We start from the raw sequence: 16,616 nt of genomic DNA, 5'->3' as shown, positions 1-16,616 counted from the left end.
CCAAGCGAATGCCCATGCTGGGCGTACAACAAATGCGGCCCCCTCCAGTGGAGGGGGCCGCATTATGGTTTGCGCGGAACGCAGTCCGGGCGCTGGGGACTAGAAGCCGCCCATGCCGCCCATGTCGTCGCCGCCACCCATGGCCGGAGCGTTCTTCTCCGGCTTGTCGGCCACAACGGCCTCGGTGGTGAGGAACAGACCGGCAATGGAAGCCGCGTTCTGCAGGGCAGAGCGGGTTACCTTGACGGGGTCGTTGATGCCGGCAGCCAGCAGGTCGACGTATTCGCCGGTTGCTGCATTCAGGCCGTGGCCTGCAGGCAGGCCGCGGACCTTGTCGACAACAACGCCAGGCTCGAGGCCGGCGTTGAAGGCGATCTGCTTCAGCGGGGCGTCGATGGCAACGCGGACGATGTTCGCACCCGTTGCTTCGTCACCGGTCAGGTTCAGGTTCGCGAACGCCTTGGCGCCGGCCTGGATCAGCGCAACGCCGCCACCGGCGACGATGCCTTCTTCAACAGCAGCCTTCGCGTTGCGGACAGCGTCCTCAATGCGGTGCTTGCGTTCCTTGAGCTCAACCTCGGTTGCGGCACCGGCCTTGATGACTGCAACGCCGCCGGCCAGCTTGGCCAGGCGTTCCTGCAGCTTCTCGCGGTCGTAGTCCGAATCGGAGTTTTCGATCTCGGCACGGATCTGGGAAACGCGGCCAGCGATCTGGTCGGCGTCGCCGGCACCTTCAACGATGGTGGTCTCGTCCTTGGTGACAACAACCTTGCGGGCGCGTCCCAGGAGTTCCAGTCCGGCGGTCTCCAGCTTGAGTCCGACTTCCTCGGCGATGACCTGGCCACCGGTGAGTACAGCGATGTCGGCCAGCTGGGCCTTGCGGCGGTCGCCGAAGCCCGGAGCCTTGACGGCTACGGACTTGAAGGTGCCACGGATCTTGTTGACGATCAGGGTGGCCAGGGCCTCGCCCTCGATGTCTTCGGCAATGATCAGCAGCGGCTTGTTGGACTGCATGACCTTTTCCAGGACAGCAACCAGTTCCTTGACGTTGGAGATCTTGGAGTTGACGATCAGGATGTACGGGTCCTCAAGGACCGTTTCCTGGCGCTCAGTGTCGGTAACGAAGTAAGCGGAGATGTAACCCTTGTCGAAGCGCATGCCTTCGGTGAGCTCGAGCTCCAGGCCGAAGGTGTTGGACTCCTCGACGGTGATGACGCCTTCTTTGCCCACCTTGTCGAGGGCTTCAGCGATCAGGGCGCCGATTTCGTCGTCACCGGCGGAGATGGAGGCAGTAGCCGCAATCTCTTCTTTGGTTTCGATTTCCTTGGCGGAGGCCAGCAGTTCAACCGTGACGGCTGCTACAGCCTTCTCGATGCCGCGCTTGAGGGACAGCGGGTCAGCGCCGGCCGCGACGTTGCGCAGGCCTTCCTTGACCAGGGCCTGCGCCAGCACGGTAGCCGTGGTGGTGCCGTCGCCAGCGACGTCATCCGTCTTCTTGGCAACTTCCTTAACCAGCTCGGCGCCGATCTTTTCGTAAGGGTCGTCCAGCTCGATCTCCTTGGCGATGGAAACACCATCGTTGGTGATCGTGGGGGCGCCCCACTTCTTTTCGAGGACGACGTTGCGTCCACGCGGGCCGAGGGTGACCTTGACGGCGTCGGCGAGGATGTTCAGGCCCCGCTCAAGACCGCGGCGTGCCTCTTCATCAAATGCAATGATCTTGGCCATAACGGCAGTAGTCCTTTCGGGACAGTCGTTAAGAATGAACCTCACTGCAGTGCCCGCGACGGACGATCCTTCACCGGCGGCCTCTGTATGCCGCGGCTGGGGATCTCACTCCAGCTAGGTATTTCTCTCGCTCCACGACCGCCGCCAAGCCCCGATGCCGGACAAACCGGACGTTGCATTAGCAGTCGATACGTAGGAGTGCTAACTCAATAATTAGCACTCCCTAGGTGAGAGTGCAAGCGAAAGGTCCCGCAAATCGCCCTGTCAGGCCGGCCCGTTCGCCACCGGCGATCAGCCTGCGGCCCGGCCTGCCGCCTCACGGCCGCTGAGCACTGCCTTGTTGTCTCCGCCGTAGGTGAACACCATGTAGTTGGCCGTGGTGATGTCACCGTTGGCGTCGAAGGCAACCGGCCCCGATTCGCCGTCGTAATTAATGTCTGCCCCGGTCTTCAGGACAGCGAGGCAGTCGGTGTAGGACAGGCACGGCTTGGTGGCCGGGCCGGAAGCCTGCGCGGCGGGCTGCCCGCCGGTTGTCCCGCCGGACACGGCGATCAGGTTGGCGGCGATGGAGCGGCCGGCGTCGTCGTCAGCCTTCGCGGCCGCCAGGACCGCGAGGTTCACGGCGTCGTAGGTCTCCGCGGCGAACGAAAGGTCTTTCAGGGCAGGGTTGACCGAAACAAGCCGGGCTTGGAAGTCCGCGGACGGCAGCAGGCCCGGCACCACTGCACGGGCGCCGTCGAGGGCCTTGGATCCCAGCCCCGAACCGTATTGGGCGAAGGCGCCGTCGCTCAGGATGATGCTCTTGCCCGAAAGTCCCGCGTTATTGAGCTCTGCGATGGCGCCCTGGGCGTCGTCCCTGGCGATCAGCACTACAGCGTCAGGAGTGGCGGCCTTGGCAGCGGCTGCGGCGTTCCCGGCGTCGCCGGGCTTGAAGGCGGTGGTTGAGACAGTTTCCAGGCCGGCGTTCTTGGCGGCGCCGGTCACCGCGGCTGCTACGTCCTTTCCGTAGCTAGAGTCCTGGTGGACCACGGCAAGGCTCTTAGCGCCGCCGTCCTTGGCCAACTTCACCAGCACCGAGGCCTGGGCAACGTCCGCCGCCGCCGTCCTGAAGTAATAGCCGCCGCTCTTGTAGCGGGACAGTCCGGCAGCGGAGTTGGCCGGCGAGACGAGCGGGACGCGCGCGGCCGAGAGGACGTCGATGGCGGCGGCGGCGTGACTCGAATCCGTGGGGCCGATCACCGCATCAACCCTGGCTGAGGCCAGATTCCTGGCCTGGGCATCTGCGCCATCACCGACGCCTACCACCAGATCTACAGGCCTGCCCTTGTGGCCGCCGGCCGCATTGATTTCCTTGATTGCCAGTTGGGCTGCGGCGAGCTGCGAGTCGTTGAGGAAGGCCTGCTCCCCTATGCTGTCCTGGATCAGCCCGATCCGCAGCGTGCCGTCACCGGATGCTTCAGCGGATTCAACGCGGGCGTTGCCGCCTGCCCCGGCGCAGCCGGGCAGGGCCAACAGGAGTGCCGCCCCCGTGATTGTGCGGACGATTGTTGAACGCAAGCTGCGGGAGATCACTGAGCGGGCCGGACGTTTTCTGCCTGCGGGCCCTTCTCGCCTTCACCGACTTCAAGCTCCACGCGCTGTCCCTCATCCAGGGCCCGGTAACCTTCGCCCTCAATGGCCGACCAGTGCACAAAGACATCGTCCCCGGAGCCGTCCACCGTAATAAAGCCGTAGCCCTTTTCGGCGTTGAACCACTTAACCGTTCCCAATGCCATGATGTCCACTCTTTCCGTCGTGCCGTCGGTCCCCGTCGGAAGTGTGCCGCTTGTTACGGACCGAAGCCTGAAATCACTCTAGCGACAAGCCATCCGGCGGGCCGAGCCGCACGGCCGCTCCGGTGCCCAAAAGTTATTCAGGCGTAACCGGGAAGTGTCACCGGTAGTCCGGGCCCAGGACAACAACCAGCGGAACCTGGAACTCCTGGCTCTCCACCAGGGTAGGGATGCTTAGGAGTTCGGAGACTGCTTCGGCGTTGGCCTTCTGAGCCGGGCCTGAATAGAAGATTGCGGATGTCTGCTGCGGTGGGCCGCCCCAGTTCCCCACCTGGCCCAGCGTCCAGCCATCGGCCTGGACCATGGAGCTGATGCGTCCGGCGAGCCCGGCCGTACCCGCGGCGTTGTAGATGGCCACGCCCTGGGTCTTGTCCAGCACAACCGCGGAGGGAATGTTGCTGGGCGAAGCGCTGGGCTCGGCGTCGGGGCTCTCAGAGGGCTCCGGGTCCGCGGAAGATTCAGCGGTGGCCGACGGTACCGCGCTTGCCCCGGGTGCCGCGGTTGATTCCAGGCTGGTGGAGGCTTCAGTGCCGGCCTGGGTGAACCCGAGCTTGGGAAGGATCAGGAAGGACACCACTCCGATGGCCAATGCCACAATCCCCACCGCAAGGATGGGCCACAGCTTGCGGCGGACAGGCGCTGAGGCCGCACGGTGGACGCCCTGCCGCGAGGCGGACTCCGGAACCTTATCGAATTCATCCCGAGCGTATTTGGTCATGGTGGGGAGACGTCCTTGTTGATTGCTGCTGATGGCTCAGCACGAGCGTGGTCAGGCGTCGGAACCCAGGCGTCGTGCAGTGCGTGCCCGGTGACGTGACGTACGTAGTCTACGCAATCTCTTGACCAGCATGGGGTCATGGGCCAGTGCAGCCTCGGTGTCGATGAGGGCGTTGAGTAGCTGGTAGTAGTGGGTGGCGGACAGATCGAACAGCTCCCTGATGGCCTGTTCCTTGGCCCCCGCGTACTTCCACCACCGCCGTTCCAGTGCCAGCATCTGCTGGTCGCGCTCGCCCAACGGGGAGTCACGGAGCGTAAAATCCGCCAGCAAAGAGCCGCGCTCCTCCGGCTCCGGCACGTATTCCCGAGCAGGTTCCGCCACGGCACACCCCTTCGCTGGTTTCGCTGAATCACCGGTTAAGTTTCAAAATCTCCTCCCCATGCTACGGCGTGAATAACACGGTTGTCATTTGCGCCCCCGGCTGCGGTGGCCGGTAACCCTGCGAGAATGGGAGCGTGTTTGATTCTGACGCGCTGTTCGAACTGACGGCGGACCCGGCGGAGGCCGTTGGCTTTGCCGAGATGGCCGCCTTGCCGCTCAGTGACCTGATGGCCGCCGACTGGGCGGAGGCGCTGGGCCCCGTAGAAAGTCAGCTGCGCGGCGTACTGAGCTTCCTGGCCGCCGAAGTTGCCGGTGGGCACCAGGTCCTGCCGGCGCCGTCGAACGTTCTGCGCGCCTTCCGGCAGCCGCTGGCCAGCGTGAAGGTCCTGGTAGTAGGCCAGGACCCCTACCCGACGCCGGGCCACGCGATCGGCCTGTCCTTCGCCGTTGACGGGCGGACCCGCCCCATCCCGCGGAGCCTGGCGAATATCTACCGCGAACTGGAGGCCGATCTCGGCCTTCCCGCACGCGTCCACGGCGACCTGTCCGCATGGGCCAGCCAAGGGGTCCTGCTGCTGAACCGGGTCATGAGCGTCCGCGCCGGGGCCGCCGGCTCCCACCGCGGCAAGGGCTGGGAGGCCATCACGACGGCGGCAGTCACCGCGGTGGCCAGCCGGCGCACTCCCGACGGCGGCCCCGCGCCGCTGGTGGCGGTGCTGTGGGGCAGGGACGCGGAGAGTGTCCGGCCCCTCCTGTCGGGCGCGGCGGTCGTGTCCAGCGCCCACCCCAGCCCGTTGTCGGCGTCGCGCGGGTTCTTTGGCTCCCGGCCGTTCAGTGCCATCAATCAGCTGCTGCGGGACCAGGGATGCCCTGGCGTAACCTGGGAACTCCCCCCGGTCCCTTAGCTTAGGCTTGCCTTATGAGCACTGTTCCGGCCGCCACCAGCGCCACGAAAAAAACACGTCCGCAGTTCGATCTCACGGTCATTCGACGGGAAGATCTCTCGCCCCACATGGTCAGGATCGTGGCCGGCGGCGAAGGTTTTGCCGCCTACGTGAACAACAGCTTCGTGGACCGCTACGTCAAGATTGTCTTCCCGCAGCCCGGCGTTGACTATGCCCAGCCCCTGGACCTGTGGACCATCCGCGAAACCATGCCCCGCGAGCAGTGGCCCTTCACCCGCACGTACACGGTCCGCTGGGTGGACACCGAGGCGCAGGAACTCGCCATCGACTTTGTGATCCATGGCGACGAGGGGCTGGCCGGCCCTTGGGCGGCTGCTGCCAAGCCCGGCGACACCTTCACCTTTACCGGCCCGGGCGGCGCGTACAACCCGGCGCCCGACGCCGACTGGTACCTCTTTGCCGGCGATGAAGCCGCACTTCCTGCGATCGCCGCCGCCATCGAATCGTTGCCGGCGGAAGCGACCGGCCTGGCATATATCGAGGTGGACAGCGACGCCGACATCCAGCCTCTGGCGTCCCCGGCGGGGGTTCAGGTTACCTGGCTCCGCCGGAACGGCGCTCCTGCCGGCGCCGGAGACCTCCTCGTCTCGGCGGTGGCCGGCGCCGAATGGCCTGCCGGCCGGGTTGACGTTTTTGCCCACGGCGAGCGCGGCTACATGAAGGGCCTGCGGGACGTGTTTTTCGTCCAGCGCGGACTTGAACGGAGCCAGGTTTCGTTGTCCGGCTACTGGGCCCAGGGCCGGGTGGAGGACGACTTCCAGGCCGAGAAGAAACTCCCCGTAGGGAAGATCTAAGCAGGGAAGATCTGAGCAGGACCTAGCGCCGCCGGGCGCGGCGGCGTTCGTTGCTGGCCAGGCTGCGTGTCAGCGGCCGGGCCAGGGTGTCGCCGAGGACGATCCCGCCGGCTGTGCCCAGGACGATCGCGCCGGCGTTGAGCATACCGCCGGCGCCGAGGAGGATTTCGGATTCCTCGATGGTCAGCACATACATGGACCGGAAAATGGTCAGCCCGGGCAGCAGGATCAGGGCCGCCGGGACGGCCACCACGAGCTGCGGTGCGCCCATTCTCAACGCCACCACCCGCGCCAGCAGGCCAATCACGACGGCGGCGAGCGCCGGGGAGAACCGGTCACCGACGCCGAGGGACGCGGCACCCAGCAGCACAAGGTAGCCCACGACGCCCACGCCCGCGGTAGGCAGCAGCAGCTCCCAGGAGGTCTGCTCCGTCACGCCGATGGCCATCACAGCGACGGCGATAAAGATCACCAGGGCCCAGAGGTCGTAGGCTGGCGGGAATGTCTGGGTAACGCTAATGGGCTGCATTCCGGTCATCGCGCCCACCACAAAGGCCACCGCAATCCCGGCCACAATCGCACCAAAGGTCAGCAAGGTGGACAGAAACCGGCCCGCTGCGGTCACGGGGAACCCGTTGATGGCATCCTGCACCGAGGAGACCAGGCGCCCGGTGGGCAGGAGCAGGAGGATGCCGCCCACCACCACAATCGCCGGTGCGTTGGTGAGGTCAAAGCGCCACAACAGCAGCGCGGTGAGTGTGACGGCGAAGGAGCATGCCGCCGTCGTAAAGAAGTCCGGAACCCGCCACCGGCCCAGCTGGCGGGCGAGCAGGCTGACGCCGATGTTGGCCACGAAGGCAATGCCCGAGGACACTGGGCCGCCGCCGAGCACACCCACAAAGACTGCGGCGAAGACGCCGAACGCTATGGTGACCATCCAGCGCGGGAATGGTTTGGGGCTGGTGATGGCCTCGTCCAGCCGGCGGATGGCTTCATCGCGGCCCACTCCCCCGGCCACGATGTCCGTCACCAGCCGGTGTACTTTGGCCAGCCCGGCATAGTTGTTGGTCCAGGACCGCACCACCCGAAGCAGCGAGATGGGCGTCTGGTCCTTGGGCGCATAGTTAATGGCCACCGACTGGTTGGTGATGTCCACTTCGATGTTTTTCAGCCCCAGCGCCGCGGTGACGGCAATAATGCTCGTCTCCACTTCCAGGGCGCCTGCCCCGTACCGGAACATGGTCTCGGCCAGGTGCAGGGAAAAGTCCAGGGTCTTGCGGGCGGAGGTGTCCACGCCTCCCACCTGGATCATGGGGTTGGCGTAGGGGCTGCCGGCGAGCCTGTCCACAATGCTCAGTGGCGCCGTCGGCGGGTCCTCCCCCCGCACCAGGCGCCGCAGCATTCTCTTGGCCGCGGCATCCTGGCGGAGCTGGGAGGGTGTGAGCGGCTCTGCTTTGGGCAGACCGTCGGTGGGAGGCATGCGCCTTGGGTTTTCAGGTCGATCGTTCACCTTGGTGCTCCTCCCTTTCTGGCAGTTCGTGGTTTGGTGTTAGGCCTGGCGCTTCAGTGGCAGTTTGCCCAGCAGGGTGCGCGCCGCCGCGATGGCCGCGCGGACCAGGCGGTTGGCCTGGAAGGCTGCCGGCCGCACGGGCATCACGAAGTCACCCAACAGCTGGACAACGTCGCCGCCGAAGCCCTTCTTGAACTCGTAGCCGCCGTGGCCTTCGTCGTCCTGTCCCTGGATGCCGAAGGTGCCGTAGAAGTTGTAGCGCGAGTAGCCCTTCTCCAGCGCGTGCAGCATCATCCCCCAGTACAGCGAGGTGGCTCCGTTGAAGTAGATGTAGTCCTGTTTGGTGCCGCCGATGACGCAGACCACCTCGTCTCCGAAGCAGACAAAGTGGATGGCGGCCACTGTTGCCACGCCCACCGAGTCCGGGAAGCGCTCGATATCCTTGAGGCTGCGCTCGTAGCTGTCCACGAGGTCCTGGACTACTTTGAGCCGGTTGGCTTTCTTTTTGCTGCCGGTCTCTTCGACTTCACGTCGGAGTTCGGCTGCGGACGCGGCTTCCGCTTCCAGGCGTTCGGTGATGGACTTCCGGTACGCGGGGATGTCGATCTTGGCCATCATGAGTTTGGTGAACTCGGCCGAGGTGGTCCGCAGGAGCTGGTCGTAGTATTCGCGTTCCCGGTAGAAGAAGCCCTTCTCGTCCCCCGCCGTGCTCAGCGAATCGTAGAACTCGTCAAGGGTCTCCAAAGTGGCCTGCTCCAGGAACACACCGTTCTTTTCAGCCTTCCGGATGGCCTTCCGTGTCCGGTAGCTGGTACCCATGATGAGCTCCTCGGCGTCCGTGATGCCGCCGAGCTGCTTGATGAACATCCAGTTGACGTTGGCGAAGTTCATGTCGGAGCCCTGGTGTTCAAGACCCAGTCCCGCCAGTTCCGCCACGAGCGGCCTGTTGTCCACGATCTCGGGGTGTTCGGCGCCGTCGGCATCGCGGGCGATGTACGTCAGGTTCGGGGAAATCCGCAGCTCGGCGGCCTTGCGTTCCGCGGCGCGTTCCTTGAGGAGTCCGACGACGTCACGCACCAGTGCGGCGTCCGTGTAGTCCAGGAGGGGGCCCTTGGCGCACTCGCACACCTTGTAGCCCCAGCGGTTGGTGGTGTAGTTCAGCTTGCCGGCAGCGACGAGATCGCCGTCGCGCCTTACACCGAACAGTTCCACTGACTGACCGCGGGCGCGCTGGAAACGGGTGAAGTCAGCGGACTGGATGAAGTTGTTTTGCGGATGCTTGAGGGAGAAGGACTCAAACTCGGCATCGCTGAGGACGCTGAGCTCGAGTCCGGCTCCGGCCTTGGTTGGATTCACAGAAATAACCTCATCTATGGCTGGGCTGCCGCCTGGGGCAGGCTCTGGCCTTCGTGGTGTGGATGGTGAGAGTGGCTGGTGGGCTGTCAGTAGAACTGCTGGCCGGTGCGTGCGGTTTCAAGCCGGCGGAAGACCCGTTCCGCGCCCTTGACCCACAGGGTGTGCCTGATGGGCGACAGCACGTAGTCGTAGCAGCCGACGAAGTCCGTCACCGTCTTGGTAAAGCTCGTTTTGAACATGCCCATGCCGTACAGGTGGTGGCTCTTGTCCTTGATCAGGCCGGACGGCGGCGTCCCGCAGAAGTCGTACTCGATGCAGCCAAGTTCCTGCATTCTCCGGATGGCCTGCCACTGGACCAGGTGCGAATCGCCGTACTGCTTCCTGTTCTGGGTGGAGCCCCCGTCCTTGTATGTTGCCTTGGATCCATAGTTGATCACAAAGGCGCCCACACTGGGTTTGCCGTCCTCATAGACGAAGAAGAAGCTGCCTTGGCCGCGGGTGCAGAATTCGTCCCAGAACCGCGTGTAGTACTCGAGGCTGCGCAACGGCATTGAACCCTTGGCGTTCACGGTGTCTGCCATCAGGTCATACAGCGCCCGGTACGTTTCCGGGCCTGGCTCCTGCTGCACCACGGTGCAGCCTTCGCGTTCTGCCCGGCGGATCGCGTTGCGGGCGCGGGAGGAGATGGACCGGAACACCTGGTTCTCCGGTGCCGCGATGTCCAGCAGCGCGGTGGAGTCGTTGGACTGGATGTTCGGGGCCTTCACCAGGCCGGCGGCGGCGAGCTGCGCCCGGGCTTCCGGGGTGGACACAACGTCCGGTTCAATCTTGATGGTGAAGACATTGAGTTTCCGGCTCCGGGCGAATGCAGCGCACGCGTCCAAGACCGGCTTCAGGTCCTCGACAGCCCCCAGGTCAGGACCTTTGATCAGGTACCACAGGCGGCCCAGCACCGGGAATTTCTTCTCCAGCACCAGGTTGTAGCTGGCGGTCCCGGCAGACTCCAGGACCAGGAAGCGGGCGGTCCAGCCGCTGCCGTTCTTCACGGACGCGTAGGCAGCGGACTGCAACATGTTGCCGCCGTTCGGGTTGGCCGTGACGTGCTTGTCCCAGTTCTCAATTTCCTCCGCTGTGGCAAAGCGGGCGGTGAATTCTCGCAAGGGGGCCGTGTCCAATCTCAGGAGTTTGTGCGCGGTTCTGTGGGTCCGGCGGCGTGCTGGCATGTAGTCCCAAGTCTAAAGCCTGATCTGGTCCGGGCTTTCCAGCCATACCGCCAGGCCCGGCCCGGCATCGTTGGTTCACTCTGCGATCTTCCAGTATTTTCGGGGGCTGGAGGCGGGCTTAGACGTCCTCCCATCCCGCCAGGCCCAGGGTTCCGCCCGCCGCCACGAACTGCTGCTCGTGGGCGGGATCAATCAGCAGTGTCCGGCCCTCGCGGCTCGCCACAATCCTGCTGCCCAGGTAAGCCACATCCGCCATGATCTGGTCCCAGTGCCGGTACTGCACATCGTGTCCTTCGCCCAGATAGACCCGTTCCACCAGCGTGCGTCCGGCACCGGATTTCCCGACGTCGAATGCTGCCTTCCAGAGGTCCATCTGGACAAGCGGAACGAGCTCATCGGTGCTCCCCCAATAGAGGAAGACCGGCGCCCGGACTGCCGACAGGTCCGGAAGCCGGGTCGCGGCATACAGTTCAAAGGCCTGCTGCAGGCCCTCCGGTACCTGGTCCCGGCCCCTGGCGAACAGGCCACGGGTGGCTTCCTCGATCACGGAATCGTCGAAGCCGGGGATAGCGTGCACAGAGCTTTCCGCAGGGAACCGCCACCAGGCCACGGGATCAGACGCCACCGCCCCGACGTCAAAGCGGGCACCCGCACCCTCGATAAGTTCCCCAAAGGCGCAGGCCAGGTGCAGCGACCGGACCCGGTCCGGGCGGGAGGAAACCAGCCGGGCCGCGTAGGGCCCGCCGCCGGAAATGGCGATCACCGACACCTGGCCGATGCCCAGCGAGTCCAGTAGGGACCAGACATCCTCCGCATACTCCGCGAAGCCGACGGCGGGGTCGAACTCGCTCTGGCCCAGGCCGTTGCGCTCCACCGACACCACCCGGATCCCCAGCTCCTGCCGGAAGGACCGCGCAAACTCCAGCAGCCGGAAGGCCCTCACTGTGGTGCCCGCCCCGCCCAGGAACAACAGCGGCACTGCGCCGGCGTCGCCGTCGTCGATATAGTTCACGGTCCGGCCGGACCCCACGACGGCGCTACGCACCTCGGGGCCGAGCGGGTCGAAGCCGGAGTTCCGGACCTGGATCCCGTCCACGGCAGCCAGTACATCCATCGGTGTGTGTCCTTTCAGTTGTAGTCGTAGAAGCCGCGGCCGCTCTTGCGGCCAAGCATCCCGGCATCCACCATGCGCAGCAGCAGCGGCGGCGGCGCGTAATGCGGTTCCTTGAATTCCTCGTAGAGCGAGTTGGCCACGTGGAGGGTGGTGTCGAGCCCCACGAGGTCCGTCAGCTTCAGCGGCCCCATCGGGTGCGCGCAGCCCGCCACCATGCCGGTGTCGATGTCCGCGGCGGTGGCGTGGCCGGCCTCCACCATGCGGATGGCGGCGAGTATGTACGGGATGAGCAGGGCGTTGACCACGAATCCGGCGCGGTCCTTGGCGACGATGACCTTCTTGCCCAGGCCCTCGGCGAAGGCCCGGGCACGCGCCACCGTGTCGTCGCTGCTCTGCAGCCCGGCGACCAGTTCCACCAGCGGCAGCACGGGCACGGGGTTGAAGAAATGCACCCCGAGCACCCGGTCCGGGCGGCGCGTGGCCGCTGCGAGCCTGCCGACCGGCATGGAGGAGGTGTTCGAGGCCATGATCGCGTCCGGATCCTGCACGACGGCGTCGATCCGCTGGAAGGCATCGAGCTTGAGTTCAAGGATCTCCGGGACGGCCTCGATGACGAACTGCCGGTCCGCGAACGAGCCGATGTCCGTGCTGAAGCTGAGCCGGGCCAGGACGTCGTCGCGGACTGCGCTGTCCAGCCGGCCCGAGGCAACGGCCCTCTCCAGCGACGCGGTGACGCGTTTGCGGCCGGCGGCGACAGCGTCGTCGTTCGCTTCCACCACCACGACACCGGCGCCGGAGCGGGCGCAGACCTCGGCAATGCCCGAACCCATGAGCCCACAGCCAAGGACGCCGACCCGTTCGAAACCGCCTGCTCCGGCGCTCACTGCCCGCCCCCTGCGGGGCGGTTTAGCGCGGCGTAGGCCAGCTGTTCGATCAGGCGCGAGGCGGAGGCCGAGGACTCAGCGGCGGCGTCGATGGCGGCCTTGGTCCAGGCCACCGCCATGGCAGGCTTCCCGGCCAGGACCGCAGCCCGTTCCAGCGCCACGGGAAGGGCTTCTCCGGCGGGGACCACTTCGCGGACCAGGCCGAGGCGGTGTGCCTCGGCGGCCGTGAAACGTTCGCCAAACAGGATGATCTCTTTGGCGATGGCCGGTCCCACAGCCCGGACCAGCCGGGTCAGCCCGCCGGAGCTGGGCAGTATCCCCAGTCCCACCTCGGGAAGGCCGAAGCCCGCCGTTTCATCCGCGATCCGGATGTCGCAGGCAAGCGCCAGCTCGAAACCGGCACCGAGGCAATACCCGGACACGGCGGCCACCGTGGGTTGCGGCAGCCTGGCCACCGTCTCATAAAGCGATCCGCTGCCCCGGTAGTAGGCGGAGATCCTCTCCGGCGTCATCTCCGGCAATTCCGAGGTGTCCGCCCCGGCGGAGAAAGCCCGTACGGATCCGGCGAAGACGAGGGCGGCCGCCCCGGAGACTGCCGGCGAGCGCAGGGCATCCAGCAGTTCCTGTTCGAGGGCAGTGGAGAGTGCGTTGAGCTTGCCGGGCCGGTTCAGCTGCAGTACCGCCACGTTCCCATGGTGCTGCACGTTCACCAGGGGGTCAGCGGCAGGGGGCTCAACCGATGCAGCACTGTCCGCCGCCGTCCCTGCCGGTGATGTGCCAACCATGGACGTCACTGGGGCACCGCGCCGGCGTACGCCAGCAGGCCTTCGGCTCCGCGCTTCTTGATTTCATTGCCGATGATGATCGTCTGGATCTCGGACGTGCCCTCCCAGATCCGGTCAACACGCAGTTCACGCCACAGCCGCTCCACCGGGTTTTCGCGCATGTAGCCACGGCCGCCGAAGATCTGCAGGGCGTTGTCAACGCAGCGGTTGGAAGCCTCGGAGGCGCCCAGCTTGATGACGGCAGCCTTGGCGTTGAGCAGCTTGCGGTCCATGCCCTGGTCGGCCTCCCAGGCCACCTGGTAGGTGAGGGCGCGATTGGTCATGATGTCCACCGTGTTCTTGGCCAGCATGTTCTGGATCAGCTGGAACTCGATGATGGGCTGGCCGAACTGGACGCGTTCCTTGGCGAACTCGGCGGCCAGCATGGTGGCGCGCTCAGCGGCCCCGATGGTGCGGGCCGCGATCATGAGGCGCTCCTCCACGAACCAGTCGCGGGTGAGTTCGTAGCCCTGGCCGATTTCGCCCAGGATCTTGTCCGCGCCGACGCGGACGTCTTCGAAGAGGAATTCCGGGTGCTCGTAGACAAACGTGTGGGTGTAGCGAGGGGTGCGGGTGACGGACACGCCCGGCAGGTCCTTGTCCACCAGGAACATTGTGGGCGCCCCGTCCACGCTGGCCAGCACCAGAATGAAGTCGGCGGCGTCGCCCACCGTGACGAAGAGCTTTTCGCCGTTGATGAGGTAGGAGCCGCCGTCCTTGACGGCCGTGGTCTGGATGTTCTGCGGGTCCGAGCCGGCATCGGGTTCGGTAATGGCGACGGCGTCGCGGCGCTGGCCGAGGATTTCGGGGATGAGGTATTCCTCGCGCTGGGCCGGGGTGCAGGCCTTGAGGGCATTGGCCGGGCGCCACAGGGTGTCCCACAGGGCGCCTGTCAGCTTGCCGACCTCTTCGGAGACAATGGCGTGTTCCAGGACGTTGAGGCCGGCGCCGCCCCATTCGGCGGGCATGTTGATGGCGGCCAGGCCGTGGTTAAGGACCAGTTGCCGCACCTTGGTGTGCTGATCCTCGGTGAGGCCGTTGTTCATTTCGCAGTCCAGCTCATACTGCATCATTTCGTTGGTCCAGGCGGCAGCGCGCTGCTTGAGTTCGATCTGCTGCGGGGTCATTCGGAAATCCATGGGGTCCTCTTTCTTAGGTGGGGTTGGTGGGTCAGGACCGGCTCAGCCGAGCACGATCCGGGCGTCGAGGGCGATTGCTCCGGACGGCGTCGCTGCCACCGGATTGCATTCGATCTCGCTGATTTCCGGATGTGCCGCGGCAAGGTCCGACAACCGGGCCACGACGTCGGCGGCCGCGTCAAGGTCCACCGGCGCCCGGCCGCGGGCCCCGGTCAGCAGGGCCGCTCCGCGGAGGGACAGCAGCATCCCCTTGGCCTGTTGCCGGGTCACGGGTCCGAGCGCGCAGCGGACGTCGTGGAGGATCTCGGCGAAGACTCCGCCGAGTCCCACCAGCACGAGGGGTCCGAACCGGGGGTCGCGGCGCACGCCAACCAGGAGCTCCACCGCGCCGGACAGGTCAGCCATTTCCTCAAGGGAGCACGACGGCGGTGCCAGCCGGGCGCTGACGTCCCGCCATGCCGACAGCAGCGCAGCCTGGTCGGCGATGTTGAGGATGACCCCGCCGCGGTCGGACTTGTGTTCGTCGCCAAGGGCCTTGAGCACCAGCGGGTATTTGAGTGTTGCCGCGCTGCTCACGAGTTCGGTTTCACTGGAGACCTCGGCCGCCGCCACGAATGGGATTCCCGCCTGGGCCAGGAGCCCGCGGGACTGGTAGTAGCCCGTGTCCCGCACGGGCGCCGCCGCTGCGGGCAGTTCCGGGATGCCGGTGGCCGGTTCGCTGTGCCGGCGGGCCAGCCTGCCCAATGCCCAGGCGGCTTCCTCGATGCCCCGGTAGACGGGGACGCCGCCGTCGCGCAGCGCATCGGCCGCCGCGGACTGCCAGTTCATGGTCTGCACGACGACGGTTCCGCCATGGGCTGCCGTGTCGGCCGCCATCTGCCGCGCGGCCTCGATTTCGCGTTCGGCCAGTTCCGGCCCGTAGCTTCCATAGCCGCCGAAGTAGCCGCTCATGAGAGTGGCATCGACGTCGTCGCTGGTGGTCAGGTGCCCCAGCACGCGCTGGAAACACATGATGTCCTGTTCCCCGCCGCCGGCGACGTCAACGGGGTTGCTGACCGCGGCCGTCGGCGGCAGCTCCGCGGCGACCGCGGCCTGCAGCTCGGCGCCGAACTCGACGACGTCGAGCCCCTGCGCGGCGGCGCTGTCGCTGGCGACCGAAGCCTGGCCGCCGCCGTCGGCGAAAACGGCGGTGCGGGCGCCCTGCGGCACCCGGCTACGGACGAGGGCTTGGAGCAGGTGGGCCATCTGGGCCGGTGAGGTGACCTGTTCGATCCCGGCGGCACGGCAGGCGGCCTCCACCACGATCCCGGAGGACACCATGGCTCCGGTGTGCGACTTGGCGTTGCGGACCGAGGCATCGGTGGCGCCGACGGTCAGCAGGACCACGGGTTTTCCGGCCTCCGCGGCACGCCGGGCGGCGCGGGCGAAGCGGCGGCCGTCGCGGAAGTCCTCGCAGTAAACAGCGATTGCCGCGGTGCCTTCGTGACCCACATAGGCGTCGATGAGGTCGGCGGCGTCGAGGTCCGCCTGGTTGCCCAGGGAGGCGAAGCGCGAGACGCCCAGACCGTGGTCCACCAGCAGCCCGGCGAGTTCCAGGGCCAGGTTGCCGCTCTGGGAGATCACGCCGATGTTGCCCACCGGGAATTCGTTGGAGGCCAGCATCAGGGAGCTGGTGTGGTCCAGGACGCCCAGGCAGTTGGGGCCGAGCAGGCGGGCCCCGGCGGCCCGGACCTTGGCCGTGATCCGTTCCTGCATCAACAGGCCCTCCTCGCCGGCTTCGCCGAGGCCGGCACTGATGCCCACGATGGCCTTGGCGCCGCCGGCCAGGGCGTCGTCCACGGCGGCTTCGAAACCGGCCGCGGGGACGGCGACGACGGCGAGCTCCACCGGGCTGCCGACGGCGGTGACGCTGGGCACCGTGGGCCGACCGAGGACGGTGCTACGGGTCCGGTTCACGAGGTGGACCGGGATGCTGCCCTTGAGGGCCTGGACGGCGATCCAGTTGCCGTACTTGCGGGTGTCATCGCTGGCGCCGATGATGGCGACGGCGTTGGGTGAGAAGAGGGCGTCCAGGCTGGCGGAGGCTGTCTCCGCGGCGGCGGCGTTGCCGGCGTCGTCAAGCGCGGACTGGTCCAGGGTTACGGTCAT

The 16,616-nt window shown here is 66.4% G+C and carries 15 protein-coding genes; 2 read left to right on the top strand and 13 right to left on the bottom strand.

Translation table 11 applies throughout. The features are described from left to right. Positions 1–99 precede the first annotated feature (99 nt). The 5 genes from groL to ACVWY0_RS06625 form a co-directional block, all read right to left on the bottom strand. The gene (gene groL, locus ACVWY0_RS06645; RefSeq protein ID WP_058929984.1) at positions 100–1,728 is read right to left on the bottom strand and encodes a chaperonin GroEL; all 1,629 of its coding nucleotides are present in this window, start codon (positions 1,726–1,728) and stop codon (positions 100–102) included. 291 nt (positions 1,729–2,019) lie between these two features. Next, complete coding sequence (locus ACVWY0_RS06640; RefSeq protein ID WP_485835987.1) at positions 2,020–3,285, bottom strand: ABC transporter substrate-binding protein; 1,266 nt, start codon at positions 3,283–3,285, stop codon at positions 2,020–2,022. Between the two features lie 11 nt (positions 3,286–3,296). Further along, positions 3,297–3,503 (bottom strand): cold-shock protein, encoded by a 207-nt coding sequence (locus tag ACVWY0_RS06635; RefSeq protein WP_141139551.1) that lies wholly within the window; start codon positions 3,501–3,503, stop codon positions 3,297–3,299. Between the two features lie 157 nt (positions 3,504–3,660). Continuing rightward, on the bottom strand, positions 3,661–4,278 hold the full coding sequence (locus ACVWY0_RS06630) for a LytR C-terminal domain-containing protein (RefSeq protein WP_485835986.1): 618 nt from the start codon (positions 4,276–4,278) through the stop codon (positions 3,661–3,663). A gap of 51 nt (positions 4,279–4,329) precedes the next feature. Then, positions 4,330–4,659, bottom strand: coding sequence for a DUF3263 domain-containing protein (locus ACVWY0_RS06625; protein WP_485835985.1), 330 nt, complete (start codon positions 4,657–4,659; stop codon positions 4,330–4,332). A 134-nt stretch (positions 4,660–4,793) separates the two neighbouring features. On the opposite strand from ACVWY0_RS06625, the gene ACVWY0_RS06620 reads away from it, so the two are divergent. Together ACVWY0_RS06620 and ACVWY0_RS06615 are read left to right on the top strand one after the other, a co-directional pair. Then, on the top strand, positions 4,794–5,564 hold the full coding sequence (locus ACVWY0_RS06620) for a uracil-DNA glycosylase (RefSeq protein WP_485835984.1): 771 nt from the start codon (positions 4,794–4,796) through the stop codon (positions 5,562–5,564). Positions 5,565–5,578: 14 nt separating this feature from the next. Continuing rightward, complete coding sequence (locus ACVWY0_RS06615; RefSeq protein WP_485835983.1) at positions 5,579–6,418, top strand: siderophore-interacting protein; 840 nt, start codon at positions 5,579–5,581, stop codon at positions 6,416–6,418. A gap of 22 nt (positions 6,419–6,440) precedes the next feature. On the opposite strand, the gene ACVWY0_RS06610 is transcribed toward ACVWY0_RS06615, so the two are convergent. The 8 genes from ACVWY0_RS06610 to ACVWY0_RS06575 form a co-directional block, all read right to left on the bottom strand. Then, positions 6,441–7,898 (bottom strand): threonine/serine exporter family protein, encoded by a 1,458-nt coding sequence (locus ACVWY0_RS06610; protein WP_485835982.1) that lies wholly within the window; start codon positions 7,896–7,898, stop codon positions 6,441–6,443. A 69-nt stretch (positions 7,899–7,967) separates the two neighbouring features. Next, a complete protein-coding gene (locus tag ACVWY0_RS06605; protein ID WP_485835981.1) occupies positions 7,968–9,284 on the bottom strand; it encodes a peptidoglycan bridge formation glycyltransferase FemA/FemB family protein in 1,317 nt (438 codons plus the stop codon). 86 nt (positions 9,285–9,370) lie between these two features. Continuing rightward, entirely contained in the window at positions 9,371–10,444 is a 1,074-nt protein-coding gene (locus ACVWY0_RS06600; RefSeq protein ID WP_485835980.1) for a lipid II:glycine glycyltransferase FemX, read from the bottom strand. Between the two features lie 181 nt (positions 10,445–10,625). Then, positions 10,626–11,621 carry an alpha/beta fold hydrolase gene (locus tag ACVWY0_RS06595; protein WP_485835979.1) on the bottom strand — a complete coding sequence of 332 codons (996 nt, stop codon included), beginning with the start codon at positions 11,619–11,621 and terminating at the stop codon, positions 10,626–10,628. Positions 11,622–11,635: 14 nt separating this feature from the next. Then, positions 11,636–12,505, bottom strand: a complete 870-nt coding sequence (locus ACVWY0_RS06590) for a 3-hydroxybutyryl-CoA dehydrogenase (RefSeq protein WP_485835978.1) — start codon at positions 12,503–12,505, stop codon at positions 11,636–11,638. Further along, positions 12,502–13,290, bottom strand: a complete 789-nt coding sequence (locus ACVWY0_RS06585; protein ID WP_485835977.1) for an enoyl-CoA hydratase/isomerase family protein — start codon at positions 13,288–13,290, stop codon at positions 12,502–12,504. Before ACVWY0_RS06585 ends, ACVWY0_RS06590 begins: the two co-directional genes overlap by 4 nt. Positions 13,291–13,295: 5 nt before the next feature. Further along, on the bottom strand, positions 13,296–14,456 hold the full coding sequence (locus tag ACVWY0_RS06580; RefSeq protein WP_485835976.1) for an acyl-CoA dehydrogenase family protein: 1,161 nt from the start codon (positions 14,454–14,456) through the stop codon (positions 13,296–13,298). A gap of 54 nt (positions 14,457–14,510) precedes the next feature. Beyond that, positions 14,511–16,616, bottom strand: a complete 2,106-nt coding sequence (locus ACVWY0_RS06575) for an acetate--CoA ligase family protein (protein ID WP_485835975.1) — start codon at positions 16,614–16,616, stop codon at positions 14,511–14,513.

This window comes from Arthrobacter sp. UYNi723 (genome assembly GCF_054057635.1).
Note: the sequence above shows the minus strand (reverse complement) of the source record. Positions and strands in the feature narration are given on the sequence as shown.

Coding starts and splice junctions, on each gene's coding strand:
- ACVWY0_RS06635 (WP_141139551.1), bottom strand. CDS start 3,503: ATGGCATTGGGAACGGTTAAGTGGTTCAACGCCGAAAAGGGCTACGGC.
- ACVWY0_RS06595 (WP_485835979.1), bottom strand. CDS start 11,621: ATGGATGTACTGGCTGCCGTGGACGGGATCCAGGTCCGGAACTCCGGC.
- ACVWY0_RS06615 (WP_485835983.1), top strand. CDS start 5,579: ATGAGCACTGTTCCGGCCGCCACCAGCGCCACGAAAAAAACACGTCCG.
- ACVWY0_RS06585 (WP_485835977.1), bottom strand. CDS start 13,290: ATGGTTGGCACATCACCGGCAGGGACGGCGGCGGACAGTGCTGCATCG.
- ACVWY0_RS06610 (WP_485835982.1), bottom strand. CDS start 7,898: ATGCCTCCCACCGACGGTCTGCCCAAAGCAGAGCCGCTCACACCCTCC.
- ACVWY0_RS06580 (WP_485835976.1), bottom strand. CDS start 14,456: ATGACCCCGCAGCAGATCGAACTCAAGCAGCGCGCTGCCGCCTGGACC.
- groL (WP_058929984.1), bottom strand. CDS start 1,728: ATGGCCAAGATCATTGCATTTGATGAAGAGGCACGCCGCGGTCTTGAG.
- ACVWY0_RS06575 (WP_485835975.1), bottom strand. CDS start 16,616: ATGACCGTAACCCTGGACCAGTCCGCGCTTGACGACGCCGGCAACGCC.
- ACVWY0_RS06630 (WP_485835986.1), bottom strand. CDS start 4,278: ATGACCAAATACGCTCGGGATGAATTCGATAAGGTTCCGGAGTCCGCC.